At 73.6% G+C, this 23,438-nt stretch carries 19 protein-coding genes; 11 read left to right on the forward strand and 8 right to left on the reverse strand.

The features are described 5' to 3' along the window. Positions 1 to 25: 25 nt before the first annotated feature. A complete protein-coding gene (locus ACGFIG_RS01845; RefSeq protein WP_392998219.1) occupies positions 26 to 1,501 on the reverse strand; it encodes a lytic murein transglycosylase in 1,476 nt (491 codons plus the stop codon). Between the two features lie 38 nt (positions 1,502 to 1,539). On the opposite strand from ACGFIG_RS01845, the gene ACGFIG_RS01850 reads away from it, so the two are divergent. Together ACGFIG_RS01850 and ACGFIG_RS01855 are read left to right on the forward strand one after the other, a co-directional pair. Beyond that, on the forward strand, positions 1,540 to 1,758 hold the full coding sequence (locus ACGFIG_RS01850) for a zinc ribbon domain-containing protein (RefSeq protein WP_392998221.1): 219 nt from the start codon (positions 1,540 to 1,542) through the stop codon (positions 1,756 to 1,758). Positions 1,759 to 1,991: 233 nt separating this feature from the next. Further along, complete coding sequence (locus tag ACGFIG_RS01855; RefSeq protein WP_392998223.1) at positions 1,992 to 4,823, forward strand: ATP-binding protein; 2,832 nt, start codon at positions 1,992 to 1,994, stop codon at positions 4,821 to 4,823. A gap of 85 nt (positions 4,824 to 4,908) precedes the next feature. Here ACGFIG_RS01855 and ACGFIG_RS01860 read toward each other — a convergent pair whose 3' ends face one another. Both ACGFIG_RS01860 and ACGFIG_RS01865 read right to left on the reverse strand, forming a co-directional pair. Next, positions 4,909 to 5,448, reverse strand: a complete 540-nt coding sequence (locus tag ACGFIG_RS01860) for a phospholipase (RefSeq protein ID WP_392998225.1) — start codon at positions 5,446 to 5,448, stop codon at positions 4,909 to 4,911. 178 nt (positions 5,449 to 5,626) lie between these two features. After that, complete coding sequence (locus tag ACGFIG_RS01865) at positions 5,627 to 7,288, reverse strand: family 10 glycosylhydrolase (protein WP_392998227.1); 1,662 nt, start codon at positions 7,286 to 7,288, stop codon at positions 5,627 to 5,629. 311 nt (positions 7,289 to 7,599) lie between these two features. Here ACGFIG_RS01865 and ACGFIG_RS01870 point away from each other — a divergent pair, with 311 nt between their 5' ends. Next, the gene (locus ACGFIG_RS01870) at positions 7,600 to 9,108 is read left to right on the forward strand and encodes an amino acid permease (RefSeq protein WP_392998229.1); all 1,509 of its coding nucleotides are present in this window, start codon (positions 7,600 to 7,602) and stop codon (positions 9,106 to 9,108) included. A 121-nt stretch (positions 9,109 to 9,229) separates the two neighbouring features. Here ACGFIG_RS01870 and ACGFIG_RS01875 read toward each other — a convergent pair whose 3' ends face one another. The 3 genes from ACGFIG_RS01875 to ACGFIG_RS01885 all read right to left on the reverse strand — a co-directional run bounded on the left by ACGFIG_RS01875 (position 9,230) and on the right by ACGFIG_RS01885 (position 12,203). Next, positions 9,230 to 9,955, reverse strand: a complete 726-nt coding sequence (locus tag ACGFIG_RS01875; protein WP_392998231.1) for a methyltransferase domain-containing protein — start codon at positions 9,953 to 9,955, stop codon at positions 9,230 to 9,232. Positions 9,956 to 10,209: 254 nt separating this feature from the next. After that, the gene (locus ACGFIG_RS01880) at positions 10,210 to 10,527 is read right to left on the reverse strand and encodes a hypothetical protein (protein ID WP_392998233.1); all 318 of its coding nucleotides are present in this window, start codon (positions 10,525 to 10,527) and stop codon (positions 10,210 to 10,212) included. 38 nt (positions 10,528 to 10,565) lie between these two features. Continuing rightward, complete coding sequence (locus ACGFIG_RS01885) at positions 10,566 to 12,203, reverse strand: ABC-F family ATP-binding cassette domain-containing protein (RefSeq protein ID WP_392998235.1); 1,638 nt, start codon at positions 12,201 to 12,203, stop codon at positions 10,566 to 10,568. A gap of 241 nt (positions 12,204 to 12,444) precedes the next feature. On the opposite strand from ACGFIG_RS01885, the gene ACGFIG_RS01890 reads away from it, so the two are divergent. The 3 genes from ACGFIG_RS01890 (at position 12,445) to ACGFIG_RS01900 (ending at position 14,200) form a co-directional block, all read left to right on the forward strand. After that, on the forward strand, positions 12,445 to 13,215 hold the full coding sequence (locus ACGFIG_RS01890; RefSeq protein ID WP_392998237.1) for an ROK family protein: 771 nt from the start codon (positions 12,445 to 12,447) through the stop codon (positions 13,213 to 13,215). Positions 13,216 to 13,405: 190 nt separating this feature from the next. Beyond that, on the forward strand, positions 13,406 to 13,774 hold the full coding sequence (locus ACGFIG_RS01895; protein ID WP_392998239.1) for a tetratricopeptide repeat protein: 369 nt from the start codon (positions 13,406 to 13,408) through the stop codon (positions 13,772 to 13,774). Between the two features lie 171 nt (positions 13,775 to 13,945). Continuing rightward, positions 13,946 to 14,200, forward strand: a complete 255-nt coding sequence (locus tag ACGFIG_RS01900) for a Smr/MutS family protein (RefSeq protein ID WP_013736060.1) — start codon at positions 13,946 to 13,948, stop codon at positions 14,198 to 14,200. An 89-nt stretch (positions 14,201 to 14,289) separates the two neighbouring features. Here the strand turns inward: ACGFIG_RS01900 and ACGFIG_RS01905 are convergent, their stop codons facing one another. Beyond that, positions 14,290 to 15,189 carry an SdrD B-like domain-containing protein gene (locus tag ACGFIG_RS01905; protein ID WP_392998241.1) on the reverse strand — a complete coding sequence of 300 codons (900 nt, stop codon included), beginning with the start codon at positions 15,187 to 15,189 and terminating at the stop codon, positions 14,290 to 14,292. 146 nt (positions 15,190 to 15,335) lie between these two features. After that, positions 15,336 to 17,711 (reverse strand): M28 family peptidase, encoded by a 2,376-nt coding sequence (locus tag ACGFIG_RS01910; RefSeq protein ID WP_392998243.1) that lies wholly within the window; start codon positions 17,709 to 17,711, stop codon positions 15,336 to 15,338. A 262-nt stretch (positions 17,712 to 17,973) separates the two neighbouring features. Here ACGFIG_RS01910 and ACGFIG_RS01915 point away from each other — a divergent pair, with 262 nt between their 5' ends. The 5 genes from ACGFIG_RS01915 (at position 17,974) to ACGFIG_RS01935 (ending at position 23,435) form a co-directional block, all read left to right on the forward strand. After that, complete coding sequence (locus ACGFIG_RS01915) at positions 17,974 to 19,191, forward strand: PP2C family protein-serine/threonine phosphatase (RefSeq protein ID WP_392998245.1); 1,218 nt, start codon at positions 17,974 to 17,976, stop codon at positions 19,189 to 19,191. Beyond that, the gene (locus ACGFIG_RS01920) at positions 19,188 to 20,945 is read left to right on the forward strand and encodes an ATP-binding protein (protein ID WP_392998247.1); all 1,758 of its coding nucleotides are present in this window, start codon (positions 19,188 to 19,190) and stop codon (positions 20,943 to 20,945) included. The genes ACGFIG_RS01915 and ACGFIG_RS01920 overlap by 4 nt, the downstream gene beginning before the upstream one ends. Further along, complete coding sequence (locus ACGFIG_RS01925) at positions 20,942 to 21,394, forward strand: response regulator (protein WP_311413128.1); 453 nt, start codon at positions 20,942 to 20,944, stop codon at positions 21,392 to 21,394. Before ACGFIG_RS01920 ends, ACGFIG_RS01925 begins: the two co-directional genes overlap by 4 nt. Further along, positions 21,387 to 22,199, forward strand: coding sequence for an inositol monophosphatase family protein (locus ACGFIG_RS01930; protein ID WP_392998249.1), 813 nt, complete (start codon positions 21,387 to 21,389; stop codon positions 22,197 to 22,199). The genes ACGFIG_RS01925 and ACGFIG_RS01930 overlap by 8 nt, the downstream gene beginning before the upstream one ends. A gap of 192 nt (positions 22,200 to 22,391) precedes the next feature. Then, entirely contained in the window at positions 22,392 to 23,435 is a 1,044-nt protein-coding gene (locus ACGFIG_RS01935; protein WP_392999386.1) for a coiled-coil domain-containing protein, read from the forward strand. The last annotated feature ends 3 nt before the right edge of the window (positions 23,436 to 23,438 follow it).

The raw sequence follows: 23,438 nt of genomic DNA on the forward strand, positions 1-23,438 counted from the left end.
CCTCCAATGTATGCAGACGATCACTTCACGTGCGGCTGGCCTGTCCGTAGCGGTTGGCGGTGTCGTAGACGTCCTGGGCGTAGCGGCGGACGTCGTTGTAGGACAGGATCGCGTTCCACCAGTCGGCCGGGATGGTGAGGTTACGCCCGCCCTTGCAGAGGTAGTTGCCGGCGGCGAGGGCGGCGTCGTCCAGGTCGTGCGGGTCCTTGACGCCGTCGTTGTCGGCGTCCGCCCCGATCTCCTGCCAGGTCGTCGGGATGAACTGCATCGGCCCGACCGCCCGGTCGAGGACCGTGTCCCTGTCCAGCACGCCGCGGTCGGTGTCGGCGATGCGCATCCGGCCGCCCTGCCCGTCGAGCGGCAGGCCGATGATCTCGGGCAGCGCCTTGCCGTCCTGGCGGAGCTTCGCGCCGTTGGCCTGGCCGTGCCCCGACTCGACGAACCCGATGGCCGCCAGGGTGGTCCAGCTCAGCCCGCAGCTGCGGTTGGTCTGGGCGAGTACCAGCTCGGCGTAGCCGTACGCCTGCATGGCGACCGGCGAGATGCCGACCTTGGGCCCGATCTGGGCGGCCCAGCCGGCCAGCGCGTCCGACGGCCGACCGGTGGTCCCGCCGACGGGCGGGCCGGTCGGTGTCGTGCCGAGCGGCGGCACCGTCAGGGTCGGCAGCGGCATCCCGCCGGGCGGTGGCACGTCGCCGGGCAGCGTCCCCTGCGGGACGGCGGTCGGCGCGACGGTGGTGGCGTCGACCGCGACCGGGCGGGGCCCGCGGGCCGTCGCGGGCACCAGCAGCGCGCCCGCCGCGGCCGTCGCCGCGACCAGGGCGAGCAGGAACACGCCGGGCAGGGTGAGTCGCCCGCCGGGCCGCCGCGACCAGTCCCGGGTGGCGCGGGCGGCGGCGATCGCGACGCGGTGCGGCGGCCGGCGTACGGCGTGCGCGAACTGCACCCGGCGACGCCGGGGCCCGGCGGCCGGTGCCGGCGCGACCCCGTCGACCTTCGTCTCCGCGAGGTCACCCGAGCCGGTGGTCGACTTCGCGGCAACGGTCTTTCCGTCATCCGGCTTCGCCGCCTCCGCAGGCTTCGCCTCCGCGGTGGACCCGTCGCCCGACTTCGTCTCTCCGGTAGGTGCGTCGCCGGGCTTCGCCTTCCCGGTGGGCCCGTCGCCCGGCTCCTTGTCTCCGTTCGGCTGGTCGCCCGGCTTCGCCGTTTCGGTCGGCTTGGCCTCTGTGGCCGGCTCGGCTTTCGCGGCCGGCTCGGCCTCCACCGGCTCGGCTTCTGCGGCCGGCTTCTTCTCGGCCGCGTCCGCCGGCTGTGCCTGGTCGGCGGGCTTCTTCCCGGTGGTCGTGGATCTCAGCCAGGGACGGCGGGGCCGTGGCAGTCGCGTCGCGGGACCGGGCGCGGGGCCAGAACCCGCGAGTGGCTCCTCGACCGGGGCCGCAGGCCGCAGGGGTCGATGGGTCGTCCTGTCCTCGCCGTCCGCCACAAGTTGAGTATCTCCCATGTCCCCCTGTTCGTCAGGACCGGTCGTACCCTGGTGCCATGCCCCGGTACGAATTCCGTTGCCGCGCCTGCGGTGACACATTCGAGGTCAACCGTCCGATGGCGCAGGCCGGTGAGCCGGCTTCCTGCCCCCAGGGGCACGCCGACACGGTCAAGCTCCTGTCCACCGTGGCGGTCACCGCCCGGGGCGGCGGTGCCGCCGGTGGTGCGCCCGCTCCCGCCGGCGGGGGTTGTTGCGGCGGTGGCTGCGGCTGCTGACCGCACGCCCCCACCTGGAGTTCGGCATCGCACCCGACGACCGGTGGGGGTCCGTCGACGGTCCCGCCCGTGCGGACTGGTTCCTCGTCCGCCACGTCGTGCGCCGGCCCGTCCTCTCCGGTCGGCCGGCGCCGGACGGCTCCGCAGGGTCGGGTCCGGCCGACCGTTCTCACGATGCGTGATCGTCCGGTATCAGGCAGCATGAGTCCGACGTCACGGGCGGAGGTTCCACCATGTCGCCACGGATCGACCTCCCGAGCGGGTTGGTGACCTTCGTCTTCACCGACATCGAGGGCTCCACCCGGTTGGCCCAACTGCTCGGCCCGGACTACCGGCCGGTGCTGCGGGAACACCGCCGCCTGCTGCGCCACACCATCGCGGCGGCCGAGGGCGCGGAGCTGCTGACCGAGGGGGACTCGTTCTTCCTCGCGTTCGGCGACGCGACCGCCGCGCTGACCGCCTGCCTGACCGCGCAACGGGCGCTGGCCAGCCACGAGTGGCCCACCGCCGACGCCGTGCCCCGGGTGCGGATGGGGCTGCACACCGGCTGGGCGGAGCCGCGCGACGGCGAGTACGTCAGCCCGGAGGTGCACCGCGCGGCCCGGGTGGCCGCCGCCGCCCACGGCGGCCAGGTGCTCTGCTCGGCGGCGGCGGCGCGGCACGCGGAGCCGTTGCCGCCCGGCGCGTCCCTGATCGACCTCGGCCTGCACCGGCTGCGCGGCTTCGACGACCGGGAACGGCTCTTCCAACTGGTCGCCCCCGGCCTGGAGCGGCAGTTCCCGCGGCCCCGTACCGCCGACGCGAGCGCGCACAACCTGCCCACTCCGGTCACCTCGTTCGTCGGCCGGCATGCCGAGCGCGCCGAACTCAAGCGGCTGGTGGAGGCGCACCGGCTGGTGACCGTCCTCGGCGCGGGTGGTGCGGGCAAGACGCGGCTGGCCGTGGAACTCGCCGTCGACCTGGTGGAGTCCCATCCGGACGGTGTCTGGTTCGTGGACATCGCCGCGGTCACCGACCCGGGGCTGGTGGCGTTCGAGGTCGCCGCCGTGCTCGGGCTGCGTCCCGAGCCGGGCCGCCCGATGGTGGACACGCTGGTGGAGTACGCGGCCGCGCGCCGGATGCTCGTCCTGCTGGACACCTGCGACGCCCAGCCGGCCGCCTCGGCCGACGTGATCTCCCGGCTGCTCGCCGGCGGGGTGGGCGTCCGGGTGCTCGCCACCAGCCGGGAGTCGTTCGGCCTGCCCGGCGAGGTGGTCTGGCGGATCCCGTCGCTGTCGGTCGACCCGCCTGTCGACGGGGCGGAGAGCGACGCGGTCGCGCTGCTGCTGGACCGGACGGCGGCGGCCCGGGGCGGCCGGCCACCGGACCCGGCCGAGTCGGCCGACCTGCGCCGGGTGGTGCGACGGCTGGACGGGTTACCGCTCGCCATCGAGCTGGCCGCCGCCCGGCTGCGGGTGCTCTCCATCGGGCAGCTCGCCGAGCGCCTCGACGACGTGCTGGGCACCCTGGACGCGGGCCGGGAGGACCGGGACCCGCCGGCGGCGGAGCCGGGCCGGCCGGGCGACGGGCAGGACCCCGTCGACCTGGTGCCGGCAGCCGTGGCGGCGGCCTCGCCCAGCCCTGCCGTACGGGCGGTGCAGCGCTCCGCCATCGAGCGGCACCTGACCATGCAGGCCACGGTCACCTGGTCGTACCGCACGCTGGGGCCGCGCGCCGCCCGGCTGCTGCGCTGGCTGGCGGTCTTCGCCGGCCCGGTCGACCTGGCTGCGGTGGAGTGGCTGCTCGGCGACGATCCGCTCGATCCGCTCTCGGTGCTGGTCGACAAGTCGATGGTGCTGGCCGAGCCGCACGCCTCGGGCAGCACCTACCGGATGCTCGACCCGATCCGGGCGTACGCGGCGCGGCGGCTGGTGGAGGCGGGGGAGGAGCAGTCGGCCCGTAACCGGCACGTGGCGTGGTCGATGCACGCGCTGGAGCGGGCGCACCTGGGCCCGGACGGGCGGCCGGTGACCCTGTCGCTCTACGCCCTCGATCCGCTCGCCGGTGAGCTGCGCGCCGCGCTGCGCTGGTGCGCCACCGGTGGCAGCGCCCGGGCGGGTCTGCGGGTGGCCGGGGGGCTCGACCAGTGGTGGCGGGAGCGGGGCCTGGCCCGGGAGGGGCGGCTCTGGCTGTTCCGGCTGTACGGGCGCATCGCCGAGACGGGGGAGCGGATCCCGGAGGCCGAGCTGGCGGCGGCGTACCACATGCACTCGCTGCACGCCGGCGCGGACGGCGAGTTCGCCGAGGAGCTGCGCTACTCGCAGCGGGCGGAGGCGGCGGCCCGGCAGGCGGGCGACGCCGGGCTGCTCGCCCGGGTGCTCGCCGGGCGGGCGGCCCCGCTGGTCGACATGGGGCAGTTCACGGAGGCCGAGCGGATCTGCCGCGAGGTGATCGACTGGGCGTCCGGCCAGGAGGTGATCGGCGACGCGCTCTTCGGGGTGTTCAGTCTGGCCGAGCTGCTCTGGCGGCGGGGTGCCCTGGACGAGGCGGCCGAGCTGCTGGGTGCGGCCCGTCCGGTGGAGGCGGCGCGCCCGGTGGAGCGGGGGCGGCGCTCGGTCGACATGCTGCTCGGGATGGTCGCCCTGGCGCGCGGGGACCTGGTCGCCACGCACGAGCACCTCCAGGTGGCGCTCCGGTCGCGGATGAGCCACGGCTTCCACGGTCGGGCCTGCGACACGCTGAACGCGATGGCGGTGCGCTGTGCGGTCGGCGGCGACGGGCTGACGGCGGCCCGCCTGTTCGGCGCGGCGGGGGCGACCCGGGCGAAGATGCGCTGCGCTCCGGGCATCTACGGCGACTACTGGGCGCAGCGGCAGGGTGAGCTGCGCCGGGAGCTGGGTGACGCGGCCTTCGACGGCGCGTACGGCGAGGGGGCCGAGCTGGGGTTGGAGGAGGCGGCGGCGCTGGCCCTCGCCGTCGAGCATCCGGACCTGGCGGCGGGCTCGGCGAGGTTCGGTCACGCCCGCGTGGCCCCCCGCCAGCCCGTCACCCCGGAGCGGCCTCGCCACCACACGGGTCACGCCTGACGGCGGGTCCGGCCGGCACCCGTGCCGGTCGGGGTCCGCGGCCGGCCGTGGCGGCCGGGGCGCGGACCCCTGGGCGGTACGTGGATCAGTGGCTCGCGGCGGCGCTGCGCTCGGCGTCGGCCTTGATCCGGGCGGCGCGCTCGATGTCGGCGGGCTGCACGGCGGCGGGCGAGCCGAAGGCCTTGACGGCCTGGTAGTACGTCCAGGCGAGGCTGGTGCAGGCGGGCCGGACGGTGGCGTTGTAGGTGGCGCAGACCCGCTTCAGGTCGGCGTAGAAGGCGTCGTCGAGGCGGGCCTTGTTCGCCGAGAACTGACCCATCGCCTTGTAGTTGCGGTAGCCGAAGTCGTGCCGATAGCAGGAGAGGTTGAACTTGAAGCCGAGCGGGTTGTCGGGGCTCGACGAGCAGTAGTCGGTCGACCAGTTGAACGCGTACGCAGACCAGGCGCCCTGGTTGAGCCGCGCGGAGTTCCAGGAGTTGTAGCTGGTGGCGCTGGTCTGCGTCCAGCTCGACAGGACGGACAGCTTCTGCGAGGTGGTGACGGCGGCGGCGGGGGAGGAGACCCCGAAGACGAAGAGCACGGTGAGCGCGGCCGAGGCGAGCAGGGTGGTGAAGCGTCTGGTCACGGGATACCTCCGCGGGGGATGAGCGGGTGGGACGGGGGCTACCGGCGGGTCACCGGAGTGCCGAACAGTGTCGATCATGAATACGTGGGGGATACGGTGCCCGCCGACATTTGGTGGCAGGTGTCGAAACAGACGAATGCCCCGGGTGCCAGGGGCACCCGGGGCATCCGGTGGAACGTCAGCTCACGAACGCCGGCGGGCTGGCCGGGCTCTCGTTCGCCACTCGGTCGAGCGCGGTCACGTAGTAGGTGTACCGCTTACCGGCCTCGGCGGTGGTGTCCACCCAGGACTGCGTCCCGGTGCCAACCGCCCGGACCGTGTCGACCAGGTGCGCCCCGTCGGCGAAGTCGCACCGGCCGGCCAGGCCGACGCCGTCGAAGCGGTAGATCGCGTACGACGCGGCGGTGCCGAGCGGGCCCAGGCCGTCGGCCGGCTGGAGCCAGTTCAGCCGGACCCCGTCGGCCTGCCGGGCGGCCTTCGTGACGACCGGCATGAGCAGCGGCTTCTTCGGCAGGTGCGACATGGTCGGGATCAGCGCCGGGCGGGAGTAGTGCTCGGCGGCGTAGATGTCGGTCGCGCCGAGCCGGTTGGCCCGTACCTGCACGGCCGAGAAGTGGATGTTGCCCTGGACCTCCGGGTACGCCCGGTTGAGCGTCAGGTGGTTGGACAGCTCCTGCGGGTTCATCCAGAACGAGCCGTAGGCGGGGTCACCGCTCTTGTAGTCGGCCTGCCCGATGTAGAGCTGCACCTTGGTGCCCTTCACCACGTCCGCCCACCACGGCACGAGCCGGGTGTAGTCGGCGGCCGGGTACTGGCCCATGTACCAGTAGAGCTGCGGCACGATGTAGTCGATCCACTCCTCCTTCACCCACTTGCGGGTGTCGGCGGAGACGGTGTCGTACGCCTGGCTGCCGGTGGTGTCCGAGCCCAGCGGGTCGGCCGACTGGTTGCGCCAGATGCCGAACGGGCTGACGCCGAACTTCACCCACGGCTTCGCGGCCTTGACCTTGATGCCCATCTCCTGGATCAGCAGGTTGGTGTTGTCCCGCCGCCAGTCGGCCTTGTCGGTGAAGCCCCGGTTGTGCGCCGCGAAGGTGGCGTCGTCGGGCACCTGGTGGGTGCCGCTCGGGTACGGGTAGAAGTAGTCGTCGAAGTGCACGCCGTCGACGTCGTACCGCTTGACGGCGTCCATCATGGCCGTCTGCACGAACTCGCGGACCTCGGGGTTGCCGGGGTTGTAGTAGAGCCGGCTGCCGGCGACCCCGGCCGGCGGGTAGGCGAAGACCCAGTCGGGGTTCTGGCGCGCCGGGTGGTTCGGCGCGAGCAGGTTGATGTCGCCGCCGGCGCCGCCCGGGGCGGGCATGGAGACGCGGTACGGGTTGAACCAGGCGTGGAACTCGAGGTTCCGCTTGTGCGCCTCGTCGATGACGAACTTCAGCGGGTCCCAGCCCGGGTCCTGCCCGCGGACCCCGGTCAGGTACTCGGACCAGGGCTCGTAGGGCGACGGCCAGAACGCGTCCGCGGTCGGCCGGATCTGGACGACCACGGCGTTGTGGTTGAGCCGCTCGGCGAGGTCGAGCAGCTGACGGTATTCGGCCTGCTGGGTGGCGATGCGGTCCGGCGAGGTGTGGGATGCGCTGCTCGGCCAGTCGATGTTGACGACCGAGGAGATCCACATGGCCCGGAACTGCCGCTTGGGGGTGGCCGGGTTGGTGACGCAGGTGGTGGTGGAGGCGGCGGTGGTCGCCGTGTCGGGCGTCGCGCTCGCCGGGGTCGCGGCGACGAGCGCGCCGAGCAGTGCTGCGGCCAGCCCGGCGGCTCCGAGCCGAGTTGCCTTCATGCGGTGTGTCCCTTCGTTGGGGCTCCCGTGTCAGGGGTTCATCGCGGCGCAGACGGCAAGATTCGCCGTTGACAATCTTCCGCAGGTAGGAAATTTTCACACCTCACGGTTCTGCGCAAGAGTCTGAGCGGGATCCATCCGTCCGTCCATGCCGGCTCGTCCCTGTGGCCGGGGCCACGGGGCGCACCGTGCTGGAGCACACACGCCAGGTGGTGACCCGAATGACCTGAAGCGTGGTGATTGAGCAGGGTCCGCCCTGGGTAGCAACGCCGGTCACCGGTCGCCACGGAGGTGGTCCGGACGGTGGGGGGGTGACGGCCGTGTCCGTGCTGCGTACCAAGCCGATCGGCGACGTGATCGCGCAGAGCGAGGCCGACGGTGCCGACGGCGGACCGGGCCTGAAGCGGCGGCTCGGCGCCCGTGACCTCACCGGCTTCGGCATCGGCATCGTGATCGGCACCGGCATCTTCACGCTCACCGGCATCGAGGCACGGGACAGCGCGGGGCCCGGGGTGGTGGTCTCGTTCGCCATCGCCGGCCTGGTCGCCCTGCTCGCCGCCCTCTGCTACGCCGAGCTGGCCTCCAGCGTGCCGGCCGCCGGCAGCGCGTACACCTACGCGTACGCGACCATGGGCGAGATCGTCGCCTGGATCATCGGCTGGGACCTGCTGCTGGAGTTCGCCCTCGGCGCGGCGGTGGTGGCCCGCGGCTGGTCCGGATACCTGGCCGAACTCGTCGGCCTGCCCACCGCCTGGTTCGGCGAGGAGGGCAGCGTCGTCAACGTCGGCGCGATCGGCATCGTGCTGCTGCTCGGCGTCGTGGCGATCGTCGGCATCCGCGAGTCCGCCCGGGTGACCAACGTGCTGGTGCTGGTGAAGGTCGCCATCTGTGTCTTCATCGTGGCCGCCGGCCTGTTCTTCGTGAAGGCCGCCAACCTCACCCCGTTCGTCCCGCCGGCGGAGCCGGCCGGCGGCGGCGAGGACGGCATCAAGCAGCCCGTCACCCAGGCGCTCTTCGGGCTGGAGCCCTCGGTGTTCGGCTTCGTGGGCGTACTCAGTGCCGCCGCGGTGGTCTTCTTCGCGTACACCGGCTTCGAGGCGGTGGCCAACCTCGGCGAGGAGACGAAGCGGCCCCGCCGGGACCTCACCCTCGGCCTGCTCGGCACCCTGCTGATCTCCACCGTGCTGTACGTCGGCGTCTCGCTGGTCCTGGTGGGCATGGTGCCGTACGACGAGATCGACCGGGGCGCCCCCATCGCGGCGGCCTTCAACGCGGTCGGCGCCGAATGGGCCGGCATCCTCGTCTCCATCGCCGCCGTCGCCGGCCTGACCAGCGTGATCCTGGTCGACCTGGTCGCCATGGGGCGGATCGGCTTCGCCATCAGCCGGGACGGGCTGATCCCGCCGTCGATCGCCAAGGTGCACCCGCGCTGGGGCACCCCGTACCGGATCTCGGCCGTCATGACGGTGGTGGTCGCGCTGCTCGCCGGCTTCCTGCCGCTGTCGGCCCTGGCCGACCTGGTCAGCATCGGCGCGCTCGCGGCGTTCGTGCTGGTCTCGGTCGCGGTGCCGGTCCTGCGCCGCAAGCGCCCGGACCTGGACCGGCCGTTCCGGGTGCCGCTCTCCCCGGTGCTGCCGATCGTGTCGGCGCTGGCCTGCTTCTACCTGATGCTGAACCTGTCGGTGGAGACCTGGCTGCGCTTCGCCGCGTGGATGCTGCTCGGCGTGCTGATCTACCTCGGCTACGGCTACCGCCGCAACCGCCTGGCCCAGCGCCCCAGCCAGGCGGCGGCCCGCCCAACCGAACCCGCCTCCCCCTAACTGCTCCCCTCCCACCCTCCCCCGGGTTGCCCTCGGCTCCGTTGATCATGAAGTTGTTGCGCTCCGCCCCGGTGTGTCGCGACAACAACCTCATGATCAACGAGGAGGGGCGGGCAGGGGGTCAGGCGAAGAAGCGGGCCAGGTGGGTGGGGGTGGGGGGATCCGCGTCCGGGGGGAGGGGGGTCAGGTCGGCGAAGATGGAGGCGCCGTCGCAGCCGGCGTGCAGGGGATGCCAGCGCGGGGTGCCCGGCGGGCGCTGCACGCAGACCCCCTTGATCGTCTGTACGTCGAGCAGCCGGACGTGCGTCGGATCGGCGACGGCGTTCACGTGCCCCCACCACGGGCTCATCACGTGCAGCACCCCGCCCGGCCGGAGCACCCGGTGGCATTCGTCCACCAGCGGCAGGAAGTCGATCAGGTGCTCCAGGATGTGTACGGCGAAGAGCACGTCCACCGAGTCGTCGGCCAGCGGCAGCGAGCCGGAGAGGTCCGCCACCGCGTCCACTCCCGGGGCCGGGAAGATGTCCAGCCCCAGGTTGCCCGGCCACTGCTTGGTGGCACCGCAGCCGAGGTCCACCACCACGGGCGCCCGCCCACCGACCCCGACCCGGCACCACACCCCGAAGACTCCGGCCAGCCGGCCGACCAGTTCGCGGACCAGGCGCAGCTGCGCCGGATCGGCCACCTCGCCGCTGACGTGGGCCACCCCGCGATCGAAGCGCACCTCGACCGCGAGATCGCGTAGCCGGGCGTCGTGCCGGACCTGGTCGGCCCACGCCTGCGCGAGGAACTCATCGACCGCCCGCAGCCGCTCGGCCGAGGGCGAAGCCTGCGTCAACGCGACCATCGGCCCACCTCCCGCCGCCCGTTACCCGGATCCCCGTCCGGTATGCCTCCAATTGCGCGAGGCGCGTCAGGCTGGCCGCGCGGGCGAGGGCCCGGAGCCGGCGACTCAACCGGCGATCGTGGCCAGGCGGGCCACGGCGCCGGACGGTCCAGGTCCGGCCGAAGAAGGCCGGTCGGGGCCAGGCCAGGCGGGTCGGGCCAGGCCGGTCGGGGCCAGGCCACGCCGGGGCCGGGGAGGGCCGGGAGGCGGGACGGTCAGCCGGTGATCGTCCGCCGGGGGCGTCCGCCGCCACGCATCCGCTGCCGGGGCGGCGGTGCGGCCGGCTTGGGCCGCTTGAGGTGGTAGCGGTGCAGCTCGTTGTTGCCGGGCAGGGACGGGTCCTCGCTCATCGCGACCAGCTCCCAGCCCTGGTCGCCGGCCCGGTTGAGGTGGGCCAGCGCCGTGTCGCCGTAGGGCGTCACGTCGACCATCGAGCCGTCCGGGCCGTACCAGACGAAGACGACCTCCCAGCCGAGGTCGTTCGTGGCCGGCTGGCGGCGGCGGACCAGCAGCGCGTACTCCCACTTGAGCATGCCGTCATTCTCACCCGCCGCGCGCGGGTCGGCACGGATCAGTCCTCGGCGATCCGCCCGGCGTCCACCCGCAGCCGGCGGTTGGTGGCGACCGCGTCCAGCATCCGCCGGTCGTGGGTGACCAGCAGCAGCGTGCCCGGGTAGTTGGCCAGCGCCGACTCGAGCTGTTCGATGGCCGGCAGGTCCAGGTGGTTCGTCGGCTCGTCCAGCACCAGCAGGTTCACCCCGCGCCCCTGGAGCAGCGCCAGCGCCGCCCGGGTCCGCTCACCGGGCGACAGGGTCGCCGCCGGCCGCAGCACGTGCCCCGCGCGCAGGCCGAACTTGGCCAGCAGCGTCCGCGCGTCCGCCGGCGACAGGTCCGGTACGGCGGCGCCGAACGCGTCGATCAGCGGCGCGTCGCCGAGGAACAGCCCCCGGGCCTGGTCCACCTCGCCGACCACCACCCCCGGGCCGAGCGCGGCGTGCCCGGAGTCGAGGGGAAGCCGGCCCAGCAGGGCGGCGAGCAGGGTGGACTTGCCGGAGCCGTTCGCCCCGGTCACCGCCACCTTGTCGGCCCAGTCGATCTGGAGGGTCACCGGGCCGAGGGTGAAGCCGCCCCGGCGTACGACGGCGTCGCGCAGCGAGGCCACGACCGCGCCGGCGCGGGGCGCGGCGGCGATCTCCATCCGCAGCTCCCACTCCTTGCGCGGCTCCTCGACCACCTCCAGCCGCTCGATCAGCCGCTCGGTCTGCTTGGCCTTGGCCGCCTGCTTCTCGGTCGCCTCCGCGCGGAACTTGCGGCCGATCTTGTCGTTGTCGGTGGCCTTGCGGCGGGCGTTCTTCACGCCCTTCTCCATCCAGGCGCGCTGGGTGCGGGCGCGTGCCTCCAGGCCGGCGCGGGTGTCGGCGTACTCCTCGTACTCCTCGCGGGCGTGCCGGCGGGCCACCTCGCGCTCCTCCAGGTAGCCCGCGTATCCGCCGCCGTAGTGCCGGACCTGCTGCTGATGCAGGTCCAGCTCCAGCACCCGGGTCACCGTGCGGGTGAGGAACTCCCGGTCGTGGCTGACCAGCAGCGTGCCGGCGCGCAGCCCGGTGACGAACTGCTCCAGCCGCTCCAGGCCGGCCAGGTCCAGGTCGTTGGTCGGCTCGTCGAGCAGGAAGACGTCGTAGCGGCTGAGCAGCAGCGAGGCCAGCCCGGCCCGGGCCGCCTGGCCGCCGGAGAGGCCGGTCATCGGGTGGTCGAGGTCGACCGTGAGGCCCAGTTCGGCGGCCACCTGCTCGGCCCGTTCCTCCAGGTCCGCGCCGCCGAGGGCGAGCCAGCGCTCCAGCGCCTCGGCGTAGGCGTCGTCGGCGCCGGGCGCGCCGTCGGTGAGGGCCGCCGTCGCCGCGTCCAGCGCGGTCTGCGCGGCGGTGACCCCGGTGCGTCGGGCCAGGAAGTCGCGCAGGGCCTCGCCGGGGCGCCGCTCGGGCTCCTGCGGCAGGTGCCCGACGCTCGCCGTGGGCGGGCTGAGCGTCACGCTGCCGGCCTCCACCGGCAACAACCCGGCGAGGGTACGCAGCAACGTCGACTTGCCGGCCCCGTTCGGCCCGACCAGCCCCACCACGTCCCCGGGTGCGACCACCAGGTCCAGTCCGGCGAACAGCGCCCGGTCCCCGTGCCCCGCGGCCAACCCCTTGACGATCATCGTCGCGCTCATCAGTCCCCGACCCTATCCCGCCCCCGTGCCCGCCCGGCCCGCCCCCGCGCGTGCCCCCACCGCTGCGCGCTCCTGCCTTCGCCCGCCTGCCCGACCGCGCGCCGAGATGCCCGCCCCCGCGCCCCACCGCTGCGCGTTCCTGCCCTTCGAGTCCGGATGAAAGGGGCGAAGGGTGCGGCTGCCGGACTGGAAGTGCAAGATCGGTGAACGGAGTCCGGTCGGCACGCGGCACACTGCTCGGGTGGTGACCACTCTGGCGATCGACTGTGGCGGCGGCGGGATCAAGGCATCGGTGCTGGACGAGGCGGGCACGATGCGCGCCCGGCCGCTGCGGGTGCCCACGCCGTACCCCCTGCCGCCCTCGCTCTTCGTCAAGACGCTGCTGGAACTGGCCGGCCGGCTGCCCGCCGCCGACCGGCTCACGGTCGGCCTGCCGGGCATGATCCGGCACGGGGTGGTGGTGGCCACCCCGCACTACGTGACCCGCTCCGGTCCCCGCTCGAAGGTCGACCCCGGGCTGGTCGCCCAGTGGGCCGGGTACGACGCGCGGACCGCGCTCGCCGAGGCGTTCGGGGTGCCGGCGCTGGTGCTCAACGACGCCGAGGTGCACGGCGCCGGGGTGGTCGCCGGGACCGGCTGCGAGCTGGTGCTGACCCTCGGCACCGGGCTGGGCAGCGCACTCTTCGACGGTGGGGTGCTCGCCCCGCACCTGGAGCTGTCCCACGCCCCGGTGCGCTGGGGCACCACCTACGACACGTACGTGGGGGAGCCGGAGCGGCGCCGCCTCGGGGACGCGTTCTGGTCCCGCCGGATCCGGCAGGTCGTGGAGGGGCTGCGCCCGGTGTTCCGCTGGGACCGGCTCTACCTGGGCGGCGGCAACTCCCGGCTGATCCGGCCCGAGCAGCTCGCCCGGATGGGCGACGACGTGGTGGTGGTGCCCAACACCGCCGGCATCGTCGGTGGCGTCCGCGCCTGGGAACTGGCCGCCGGCCGGCAGGGCGCCACCACCTGACCCCGCCCGCGCGTTCCGTGCCCCGGCTCCGGCGAGGGGGCGCTGGCCGTCCGGGCGTTCTGCCCCGCCGGCTCTGCTGGCGCGGCGATGGCAGCCTGGGGTCGACGCGGTTCCCGGCCGGGAAGAGTCGCGGTACGGCGGGTGTTGTGCCAGCGTCGGGACAGTGGTGCGACACGAGGGGGTGGGTCGGATGGATCTTCTGGCCGAGTACCGGCGGGCGACCATGTTCTTCGAGGCCGGTGACCCGACCGGCGCCGCCCGGCTGCTCGAACCGATCGTGGAGGCCGAGCCGGGCAACGCCTCGGTACGGCAGCTGCTGGCCCGGGCGTACTTCCAGTCGGCCCAGCTCAGCCGGGCCGAGGCGCAGCTGCGGGAGCTGGTCGACCGGGACCCCGCCGACCACTACGCCCACCACGTGCTGGGCCGTACGCTGGAGCGGCTGAACCGGCACGCCGACGCGCTGCGGCACCTGCGCATCGCGGCGGCCATGCACAGCGGCAACGACGACTACCGCACCGCCCTGCACCGGGTGGAGACCCGGGTCGCGGGCGGCCGCTGACGGCACCCGCCCGAGTGCTCGCCGCCGGGAGACGGGCGGGGTGATCAGGACGCCATGGACCCTAAAACTGCCACGTAGGGTCCATGCCGTCCTGATCACCGGCCGTCGCCGTGGACGCCGCGGGACGCCTACCATCGGCGTCATGGGACGTGAGCTGCCGGCGGGTACGCGATGAAGCTGAAGCTGGACCTGCACGACATCTTCAACAAGGGCCACGACATCGACCGGGCCCTGCGCGGGATCATGGACGAGGCGGTGGCGAAGAAGGCCACCCTCGTCGAGATCATCCCCGGCAAGGGCTCCGGCCAGCTCAAGAAGCGGGTGCTGCGCTTCCTCGACCAGAAGGACGTCAAGCAGCTCTACCACCGGGTCGAGAAGGACTCGAAGAACTTCGGCCGCCTCTTCGTCCACTTCCGCTGGAAGTAGAAGCCCCGGCCTGGCACCGATCCGGTGAGTCGCGCCCCCGCCCGAGTCGCCTCGGACGGGCGGCTTGCCTCGGGCGGGCGGCGACGGGCTCAGCTCTGGGGGATCAGGCCGGCGTCGACCACGTACTCGCCGCCGTGCGCGGCGTGGAACTCGGCGCTGCCGACGAGCAGGGTCGGCTCGAACTGGTACGACGTCACCATGTCCGAGTCGGTGGCGTCGTCACCCGAGTCGGCTACGGTCCGACCGTACGCACTCGACGCCTCGAGCCGGACCTGGTACAGCAGTTCGGTGCGGGCGGTGATCGACCAGGTCCCGTCCGGGTTGACGGTCGTCGAGCCGCCGCCGATGGCCTGTCCCTGCCGAATCCACAGACTCACGTTCAACACGCCGTCCGGGCCGCCGGCGACGGCCGGCTCACCCTCCTCACGCTGCCCGTCCCGGTCGAGGTCGTGCCAGACGGTGCCCCGGATGACGCACGTGCCCGAGATCGCCACCGTGACGGAACCGGTGTTGTTGCCGGTGTTCGCCTCACGGCGCTGCGGGGTGATGCTCGTGGTGACGGGGACCGCGCTGCCCGGTGCCGCGCCGGCCACGACGAACGGCACATGCAGCCGGAACGCGCGACCGCCAGCCGCCAGTTCCGGATACGAGCAGGTGTAGCTCGTCGTGCTCGCCGTCGCGCAGGTCCAGCCGGCGTCGGGGGCGGGGGTTGTGGTCTGCAACCCCGGAGGCACCGAGACGGTCAGCGTCACCGGGTCCGATGCCCCGTTGCCGTAGTTCCGGACGTCGATCTCGGCGTAGAAGGTCTCGCCCTCCGCCGGGTTCAACACGTTGGTCATCATCAGGTCGACAGCCAGGTCGGGCTGGAGTTTTCCGGCCGCCACCGCGTCGGCCGGAGCGAGTGCCGCCGCGCCGCCGACGAGGGCGAGGGTGGCGAGAGAGTTGGCAAGGGTACGTCGGATCGAGCGGGACGGAGAACGAGGTCGCATAGCGTCCTTACGTCGCAGGTGACGGCTCGCCGTGACGGCGAGGGCACAGCCAGGTGTCAGCTGTCTCCACCTATCCGGCGTCGTCGATGTGGCTGGCGTTACGCACGCGGCGACTCGATGGAGAACATGCCCGCGACGGGGACTGGCTAGAGCGGATAGGTGCGTGCCACGGCCAGCATCTCCGAGGTGTGTGAGCCCTTGATCCCCACGTCGGGCGGGCGGGGCCGGAAGCCGGGCAGGGCGTCCAGGCCGTCGCTGGCGTCCATCGCGCGCAGCGCCACCTGGCCCGCCTTCGGGGCGACGGTCAGCGTCACCTCGATCCCCTCCGGCGGCGGGGCGTGGAAGACCAGGCCGAAGCCCCAGCGGCCCGCACCGGCCTCCACCGGCACCGGACGGCCGGCCACCTCCGCCCGCAGCACCGTCGCCGTCGCCGCCTCCACGTGCAGGGTCGTCAGCCGGACCTGGCGCTGGGGGACCAGCCGCAGACGCAGGGTGCGCTCGGCGCCGGTGGTGGTGTCGGCGAGCACCTCCAGCTTCGGGGCGGGCAGGTTCGCCGCCTGCGCCGGGCCGGCACGCAGTTCCGCGTCGCCCAGGCCGGGGAAGTCGGCCACCTCGGTCACCCCGTCGACGTAGCCGTCGGTCCAGGGCTGCGGATCCTCCTCGCGGCTGAGCCAGCGGGCCTGCCCGGTGCCGGCGTCGAGGGCGTACATCAGGTGGGTGGGGGCGGGGTGCGCGGCGTCGAAGCGGTCGACGGCGAGCCCGACCCCGGTGAGGACCACCGCCGTCAGGGCGGTGGCGGCGGCCGGCAGCGCGCCGAGCCGGCGCGCGCGCAGGGCGACCATCCCGCGCTGCCCGCCGGCCTGCGGGTGCAGCAGGTCGACCACCGGCAGCGCGGCCAGGCCGAGCAGCACCGCGACCAGCGCCGCCACCCCGCCCATCGCCATGCCGAGCGCCGGGAAGAGCAGGACCACCGTGGGCAGCAGGATCACCACGGCCACCGCGGCGGCCAGGGTCACCGCGACCACCGGCCACGGTCCGTCGATCCGCGTGGCCAGCGCGACCAGCCCGGCCAGCGCGCCGGCCAGGGCCGGGAGGGTGACGAGGTACGCCCCGCCGGGCACCAGCACGGCGAGCAGCACCCCGAGCACGGCCAGCCAGCCCAGCCCGCCGATGGCGAGCGCAGCCGGGCCGACCCGGCGGCGGGTGAGCGCGTACCAGGTGAACAGGACGGCGGCGGCGAGCGCCACCACGGCCAGCCGGTACCAGGTGGGCCGGTACGGGTCGAGCAGCTCGGCGTAGCCGGGCCGCAGCGCGGTGACCGCCGCCCAGAGCAGCTGCGCGGCGAGCGGGGCGAGGACGAGCGGCAGCAGCACCAGCCCGAACCCGGCGGCGAGCCGGCCGGCGGTGACGCGGCCCCGGCGCAGGGCGAGCCAGCCGAGGGCCGCCACGGCGGCGAGCGCCAGCAGCGCCAACGGCAGCACCAGCCAGCCGGGGTAGCGGACCAGCCCGCCCGGGACGGGGAAGTAGGTGGCGTCGTGCCCGGAGTCCAGCGCGGTCAGGTCCACCCGGCCGAACTCACGGGCGAGGCCGAGGGCGTTGTCGCCGTGGTGCTGGAGGCTGGCCCGGTCCATGGCGGCGGGGGTGTCCAGCGGGGTGTGGTAGATCGCCCCGCCGTCGATGTACGCCGAGTTGAGCCCGACGAAGTCGTTGTCGAGGAACGCCGTGAAGTCCGTGTCGTTGGGCATCGCCCGGTAGATCTCCACGGCGAACGAGGTGCCCACGGCGTGCGGCGCGGCCCGGCCGAAGACGTCCACCAGGGCGGCGTTGTTCCGCGACGTCTCGAACATGATCACCGGGCCGGTGGAGCCGCGCGCCTCCAGGTTGAGCACGACGCCGCCGTCGGCGGCCAGCGGGTGGCTGGACGCGAACGCCGCCGCCCCGCACAGGCACGCCTCCTCGGCGTCGGTGAGCACGAAGACGATGTCGTTGCGCGGCCGGGGGCCGGTGGCCAGCGCGCGGGCCACCTCCAGGATGGTCGAGGTGCCGGCGGCGTCGTCGTTGCCGCCCGGCCCGGACTGCACCGAGTCGTAGTGCGAGACGAGGAAGACCTTCCCGGTGGGGTCCGTGCCGGGCAGCCGGGCCACCACGTTGCGTACCCGGGCCAGGGCGGCCCCGCCGGCCGCCCCGCTGAGCTGGCCGGCCTCGGGCGCGACGGTGTCCTGCACCTCGGTCTCCAGGCCGAGACCGCGCAGCACCCCCTCGACGTGCGCGCGGACCTGGTCGTTCGCCGGGCTGCCCGCCACGTGCGTCCGCGCGGCGACGACGCCGACGTGCTCGTACGCCCGGGCGGCACTGAACTCGCCGGGCGGCGCGTCGGCCGGGCGCGGCGTGGGGGTACGCAGGTCGAGCAGGCTGCCGGCGCCGACGGCGACCAGCGCGGCGAGCGCCGCCACGGCGGCGGCGATCCGGCGGCCGGGGCGGGCCAGCGCGCGGTCGGCGGGGCGGATGGGGGGTGCGCCCACGGGGTCTCCTCGGGTCTCAGGTGGGCACCATCCTGCACCCCGGGGGCCGCCAGCGGGACTCCCGGTGGCGGCCGGAGGGCACACCCGTCCGTTTTGCCCGCCGGCGCGTAGTGATCAGACCCATGCCCGCGCATACGGAGCCCGTCGTGTTGTGTGCGAACGTTGTCTAATACAGGATCAGCAGGGCACTCGGAAGGAGCCCGACATCACCAGCGAACTCCCACGTCTCGCGGCGGTGACCCGGCCGTACCGGGGGACCGGCATGGCCGGTTCCTCCGTCGGACCGTACCCGCACGGCGGCATGGGACGGCATCCCAACCTGCCGCCGGGCGAGCGGCTGCGGGTGCTGCTGGTCGAGGACGACGAGGGCGACGCCTTCCTGGTCGGCGAGCTGCTCGCCGAGACCAACTCGATGATCAACCTGCTGGTGGCGACCAGCCTCAGCGAGGCGCGGCAGCGCGTACTGGGCGTCGACTGCGTCCTGCTCGACCTCGGCCTGCCCGACGCGCAGGGCCTCGACGGGCTGCGCCAGGTGCTGGAGATGGCCAGCGGCGCCGCCGTCTGCGTACTGACCGGCCGATCCGACGAGCACCTCGGCATCGTCGCGGTCGCCGAGGGCGCCCAGGACTACCTGGTCAAGGGCCAGGTCGACGGGGTGCTGCTGACCCGGGCGCTGCGCTACGCGGTGGAGCGCAAGCGCGCCGACGAGAACGCCCGGCGGCTGCGCGAGGTCGAGCTGCGCCAGGCCGAGTCGGCCCGACTGGAACGGGGCCTGCTGCCGCAGCCGCTGATGACCACCGACGTCGTCGCGGTGCACACCTTCTACCGGCCCGGCCGGCACGCCGCCCTGATCGGCGGCGACTTCTACGACGTGGTGCAGACCCGACCCGACCGGCTCGACCTGATCATCGGCGACGTCTGCGGGCACGGCGTGGACGAGGCGGCCCTCGGCGTCGAGCTCCGCGTCGCCTGGCGGGCCCTGATCCTCGCCGGCGTACCCGACGACGAGGTGCTCCCGGCGCTGGAACAGGTGCTGATGAGCGAGCGCCGCCTCCAGGAGATCTTCGCGACCGTCGCCACCGTGCGGCTGGACCTCGACGCCAACCGGGGCACCGTCCGGCTGGCCGGGCACCCGCCGCCGCTGCTGCTCGCCGGGGGCAAGGTGGTGCCGGTGCCGGCACCCGGCGGTCTGCTCCTCGGCGTACGACCCCGCCGGCCCGTGGCCTACGACCTGGAGTTCGACACCGATGACTGGTCCCTGTTGATGTACACCGACGGCCTGATCGAGGGCCGGATCGGCGAGGGCGACGAGCGCCTCGACGTACCCGGCCTCAGCGGACTGCTCGCCGACCCGGCGACCCTCGCCGTGCCGCTGTCCGAGCTGCCGGCCTGGCTGGTCGGGCGCGCCGAGCAGCTCAACGGCGGCCCGTTCGCCGACGACGTCGCCATGCTGCTGGTCAGCCGGGGCGGTGGCCGGTGACGGCCGTACGCGACTGGACCCTGCGCCGGAGGGTCGTCACGCTGCTCGTCGTCGTCGCCGTCCTCCTGCTCGGCCTGGCCGCCGGCGAGGTGGCCCTGGCGGCGAAGAACCGGTCGCACATCGACGCGATCCTGAACAAGACCGGCCCGCTGCGGGTGCAGGCGCAGGAGCTGCTGAACGCGCTGCTGGACCAGGAGACGGCGGTGCGCGGCTACGCGGTCAGCGGCAACCCGGCCGACCTGGCGCCCTACGACGCCGGGCGCAAGCGCGAGCAGGACCTGGTCGCCTCGATGCACCGGCTCGTCGCCGACTACCCGGAGCTCCGGCAGGAGATCCGGGTGGTGGAGGAACGGGCCGAGGTGTGGCGCCAGGCGGTGGCGGTGCCGGTGGTCACCACCACGGATCAGAGTGGCACCAGCGCCGCTCAGGCGCTCATCACGGACCAGGCCCGGGAACAGTTCAACGACGTCCGGGACGCGCTCGACCATCTCCAGCAGGAGATCTTCGAGACCCGGCAGCGCAGCGCCGCGGACGTGGAGCGGACCAGCAACCTGCTGGTCGTGCTGCTGATCGTGGCCGTCGGGGTGGTCATCGTCGCCGGCAGCATGCTGCTGGTCTCGTTGGACAAGATGGTGATCCGCCCGCTCACGGGGCTCGCCGACCAGGTCCGGGAGGTGGCCGAGGGCGACTACCAGCACGGCATTGTCGGCGCCGGCCCACCCGAGTTCATGCGGCTCGCCGAGGACGTCGACGCGATGCGGCGCAAGATCGCCAAGGACCTGGCGGAGGTACGGGAGGCCCGCGAGCGCATCGAGTGGGTCAACAGCCAGCTCCAGAAGCAGGCCGAGGAGCTCACCCGCTCCAACCGTGACCTGGAGCAGTTCGCGTACGTCGCCTCGCACGACCTCCAGGAGCCGCTGCGCAAGGTGGCCAGCTTCTGCCAGCTCCTCCAGCGCCGCTACGCGGGGCAGTTGGACGAGCGGGCCGACCAGTACATCGCGTTCGCGGTCGACGGCGCGCAGCGGATGCAGCGCCTCATCAACGACCTGCTCGCCTTCTCCCGGATCGGCCGGCTCACCACGGGTTTCACCGAGGTCGACATGAACAAGGTCATGGGCGACGTGGCCGGCCAGACCGAGGCGGCCCGCCAGTACGCCGACGCGGAGCTGACCTGGGGCGAGCTGCCGGTCATCCGCGGCGAGGAGCCGCTGCTGACCAACCTGCTGGCCAACCTGGTCAGCAACTCGGTGAAGTTCCGCCGCCCCGACGTGCCGCCGAAGGTGCACATCTCGGCCCGCCTCGTGGGCGACGAGTGGGAGATCAGCTGCCAGGACAACGGCATCGGCATCGAGCCCGAGTTCGCCGACAAGATCTTCGTCATCTTCCAGCGGCTGCACGCCAAGGACGCGTACCCGGGCACCGGGATCGGGCTGGCGATCGTCAAGAAGATCGTGGAATACCACGGCGGCCGGGTCTGGGTGGACACCGACGTCGAGGAGGGCACGGCGATCCGCTTCACCCTCCCGGCGCTGCCCGAGGACGTCGAGGCGGCGGCCGAGTCGACGGACGGGCCGGCCGACGAGCCGGCGGCCGACGAGGCCGTGACCGGGGACGGCGACGAGCCCGCCACGGAGGCCGGTACCGCCGCCCCGGCGCAGGTAGGCGGGCGTGCCGACGGGCCGGACGCCACGGATGGGCCCGACCGGGCACCGGAAGACGGTAGAACGGGTGACATGAGGGAGACGGTGGGATGACCGCGCCGGCGGACGGCAAGAGCCCGATCGAGGTCCTGCTGGTCGAGGACGACCCGGGTGACGTGTTGATGACCCAGGAGGCGTTCGAGGAGCACAAGCTCCGCAACCGGCTGACCGTCGTCTCCGACGGCGCCGAGGCGCTGGCCTACCTGCGGCGGGAGGGCCAGTACGCCGACGTGGTGCAGCCGGACCTGATCCTGCTCGACCTGAACCTGCCCCGCCGCGACGGGCGGGAGGTGCTGGAGGAGATCAAGAAGGACGAGCAGCTCTGCCGGATCCCGGTCGTGGTGCTGACGACCTCCCAGGCCGACGAGGACATCCTGCGCAGCTACCAGCTGCACGCCAACGCGTACGTGACGAAGCCGGTGGACTTCGAGCGCTTCATCTCGGTGGTCCGGCAGATCGACGAGTTCTTCGTCAGCGTGGTGAAGCTGCCGCCGCGTGGCTGACACCCTGCTCGACGACGTCGGTGGTCTGCTGCGCGAGACCGCCGACCAGGTCGTGCTTCCGCTGTTCCGCAAGCTCGACGACGCCGACGTCAGCGAGAAGGCGCCGGGTGAGCTCGTCACCGTCGCCGACCGCCGTGCCGAGGAGATCATTTCGGCGGCCCTGCGCCGGCTGCGCCCCGGCTCGCTGGTGGTCGGCGAGGAGGCGGTGGCCGACGATCCGACCCTGCTTGACCACCTGCGCGGCGCCGGCGACGTGTGGCTCGTCGACCCGGTCGACGGCACCTCGAACTTCGCCGCCGGCCGGCAGCCGTTCGCGCTGATGGTGGCGTTGCTGACCGACGGGGAGCCGGTCGCCGCCTGGGTGCTCGACCCGCTCGCCGGGACGCTGGCCGTCGCGCGGGCCGGCGAGGGGACCCGGCTCGACGGCCGGCCGCTGTGGACCGGCGACCGGGCGCCCGCGCTCGACGCGGTACGCGGCGCCGCGATGTCGCACGCGCTGCCGTCCGCGTCGCGGGCGCTGGTCGAGGCCGGCGGCGCGCGGCTGGGCGAGCTGCTTCCCGGCCAGCACTGCGCTGGGCGCGAATACCTGGACGTGCTGACCGGGGATCAGGACTTCGTGCTCTTCTGGCGGACCCTGCCCTGGGACCACGCCCCCGGCAGCCTGCTGGTGCGTGCGGCGGGCGGGGTGGCCCGGCGCTTCGACGGCACGGACTACCGTCCGGCGGACGAGGGCCACGGCCTCCTGGTGGCCGCGAGCGAGGAGATCTGGGCGCAGGTACGCGAGACGCTGCTCGGCGGTGCGTGACGCCGACGCGACACTGCGTCGACGTTGGCCGGCCCCGGCGTTCGCGGGCCTGGTCAATCGTGCTCCGTCCGGTATCCTGACCGCCGGTCTCTGCCAGCAGGCCGCCGACCGGCGCCCGGCAGGGGTCGCCGCCGCGCCGTGCTGTCGTCCGGGGCCGGTGGCCGACGGAAGGATGCTTTCGTGCGCAGGACCATGCCCGTCGGGCGTCACGGCCGCCCCCAGCTGACCGCCCCGTCCACCGGTGGGCGCGTCCGCCGCCCGCTGACCGCCCTGCTCCTCGCCGTGACGATGTTCTTCGCCGGCGGCGCGGTGCCCGCGTACGCGGAACCCAACGAGGGCGGCACCAAGAAGCTCCGGGACGCCCTGGAGGCCACCGCCAAGGCGCACATCGAGGCCAAGGGGAAGCTGGACAACTCCAAGGCCCGGCAGAAGCAGCTGGTCAAGCAGCTGGGCGAGGTGGAGGTCCGGCTGGTCGAGCTGACCGCGCAGGTCGGCGAGGTGGCCGCCCAGTCGTACCGGCTGGGCCGGTTGACGCCCACGTCGATGCTGCTCAACAGCGCCTCGCCGGAGGCGTTCCTGGAACGGGCGGCCAGCCTCGACATGATGGCGCAGCGCGACGGCAAGCGGCTGCGCAGCCTGACCGAGGCACGCGAGCAGGCCCGGCAGGCGAAGATCGCCATCGACACCGAGGTCCGTGAGCAGCAGAAGCAGCTCGCGGTGATGGCGAAGAAGAAGAAGGAGGCCGAGGCGGCGCTAGCGGCGGTCAGCTCGGGCAGCAGCGGCGGCTTCAGCGGCGCCAGCTCGTCCTCGGCGAAGCCGGCGCCCCGCAACTCGGACGGCTCCTGGCCGTCGGAGTCCTGCTCGGTCAACGACCCGACCACCTCCGGCTGCATCACCCCGCGCACGCTCAACGCCCTCAACCAGACCAAGGCCGCCGGCTACAAGCGCTACGTCTCCTGCTACCGCAGCGGCGGCTCCGGCGAGCACCCCAAGGGGCGGGCCTGCGACTTCTCGGCCGCCGCGGGCGGGTTCGAGGACAAGACCGCCACGGGCGGCGACAAGGCGTACGGGGACAGCCTGGCCGCCTGGCACGTGCGCAACGCCAGCCGGCTGGGCGTGCTCTACGTGATCTGGTACCGGCAGATCTGGCACCCGGGCACCGGTTGGCGGGCCTACAGCGGCAGCGGCAGTCCCGCCGCCGACCACACGAACCATGTTCATCTCTCGATGTACTGACCC

Origin of the sequence: Micromonospora sp. NPDC049048 (assembly GCF_043197615.1) — a bacterium.
Lineage (GTDB): Bacteria > Actinomycetota > Actinomycetes > Mycobacteriales > Micromonosporaceae > Micromonospora.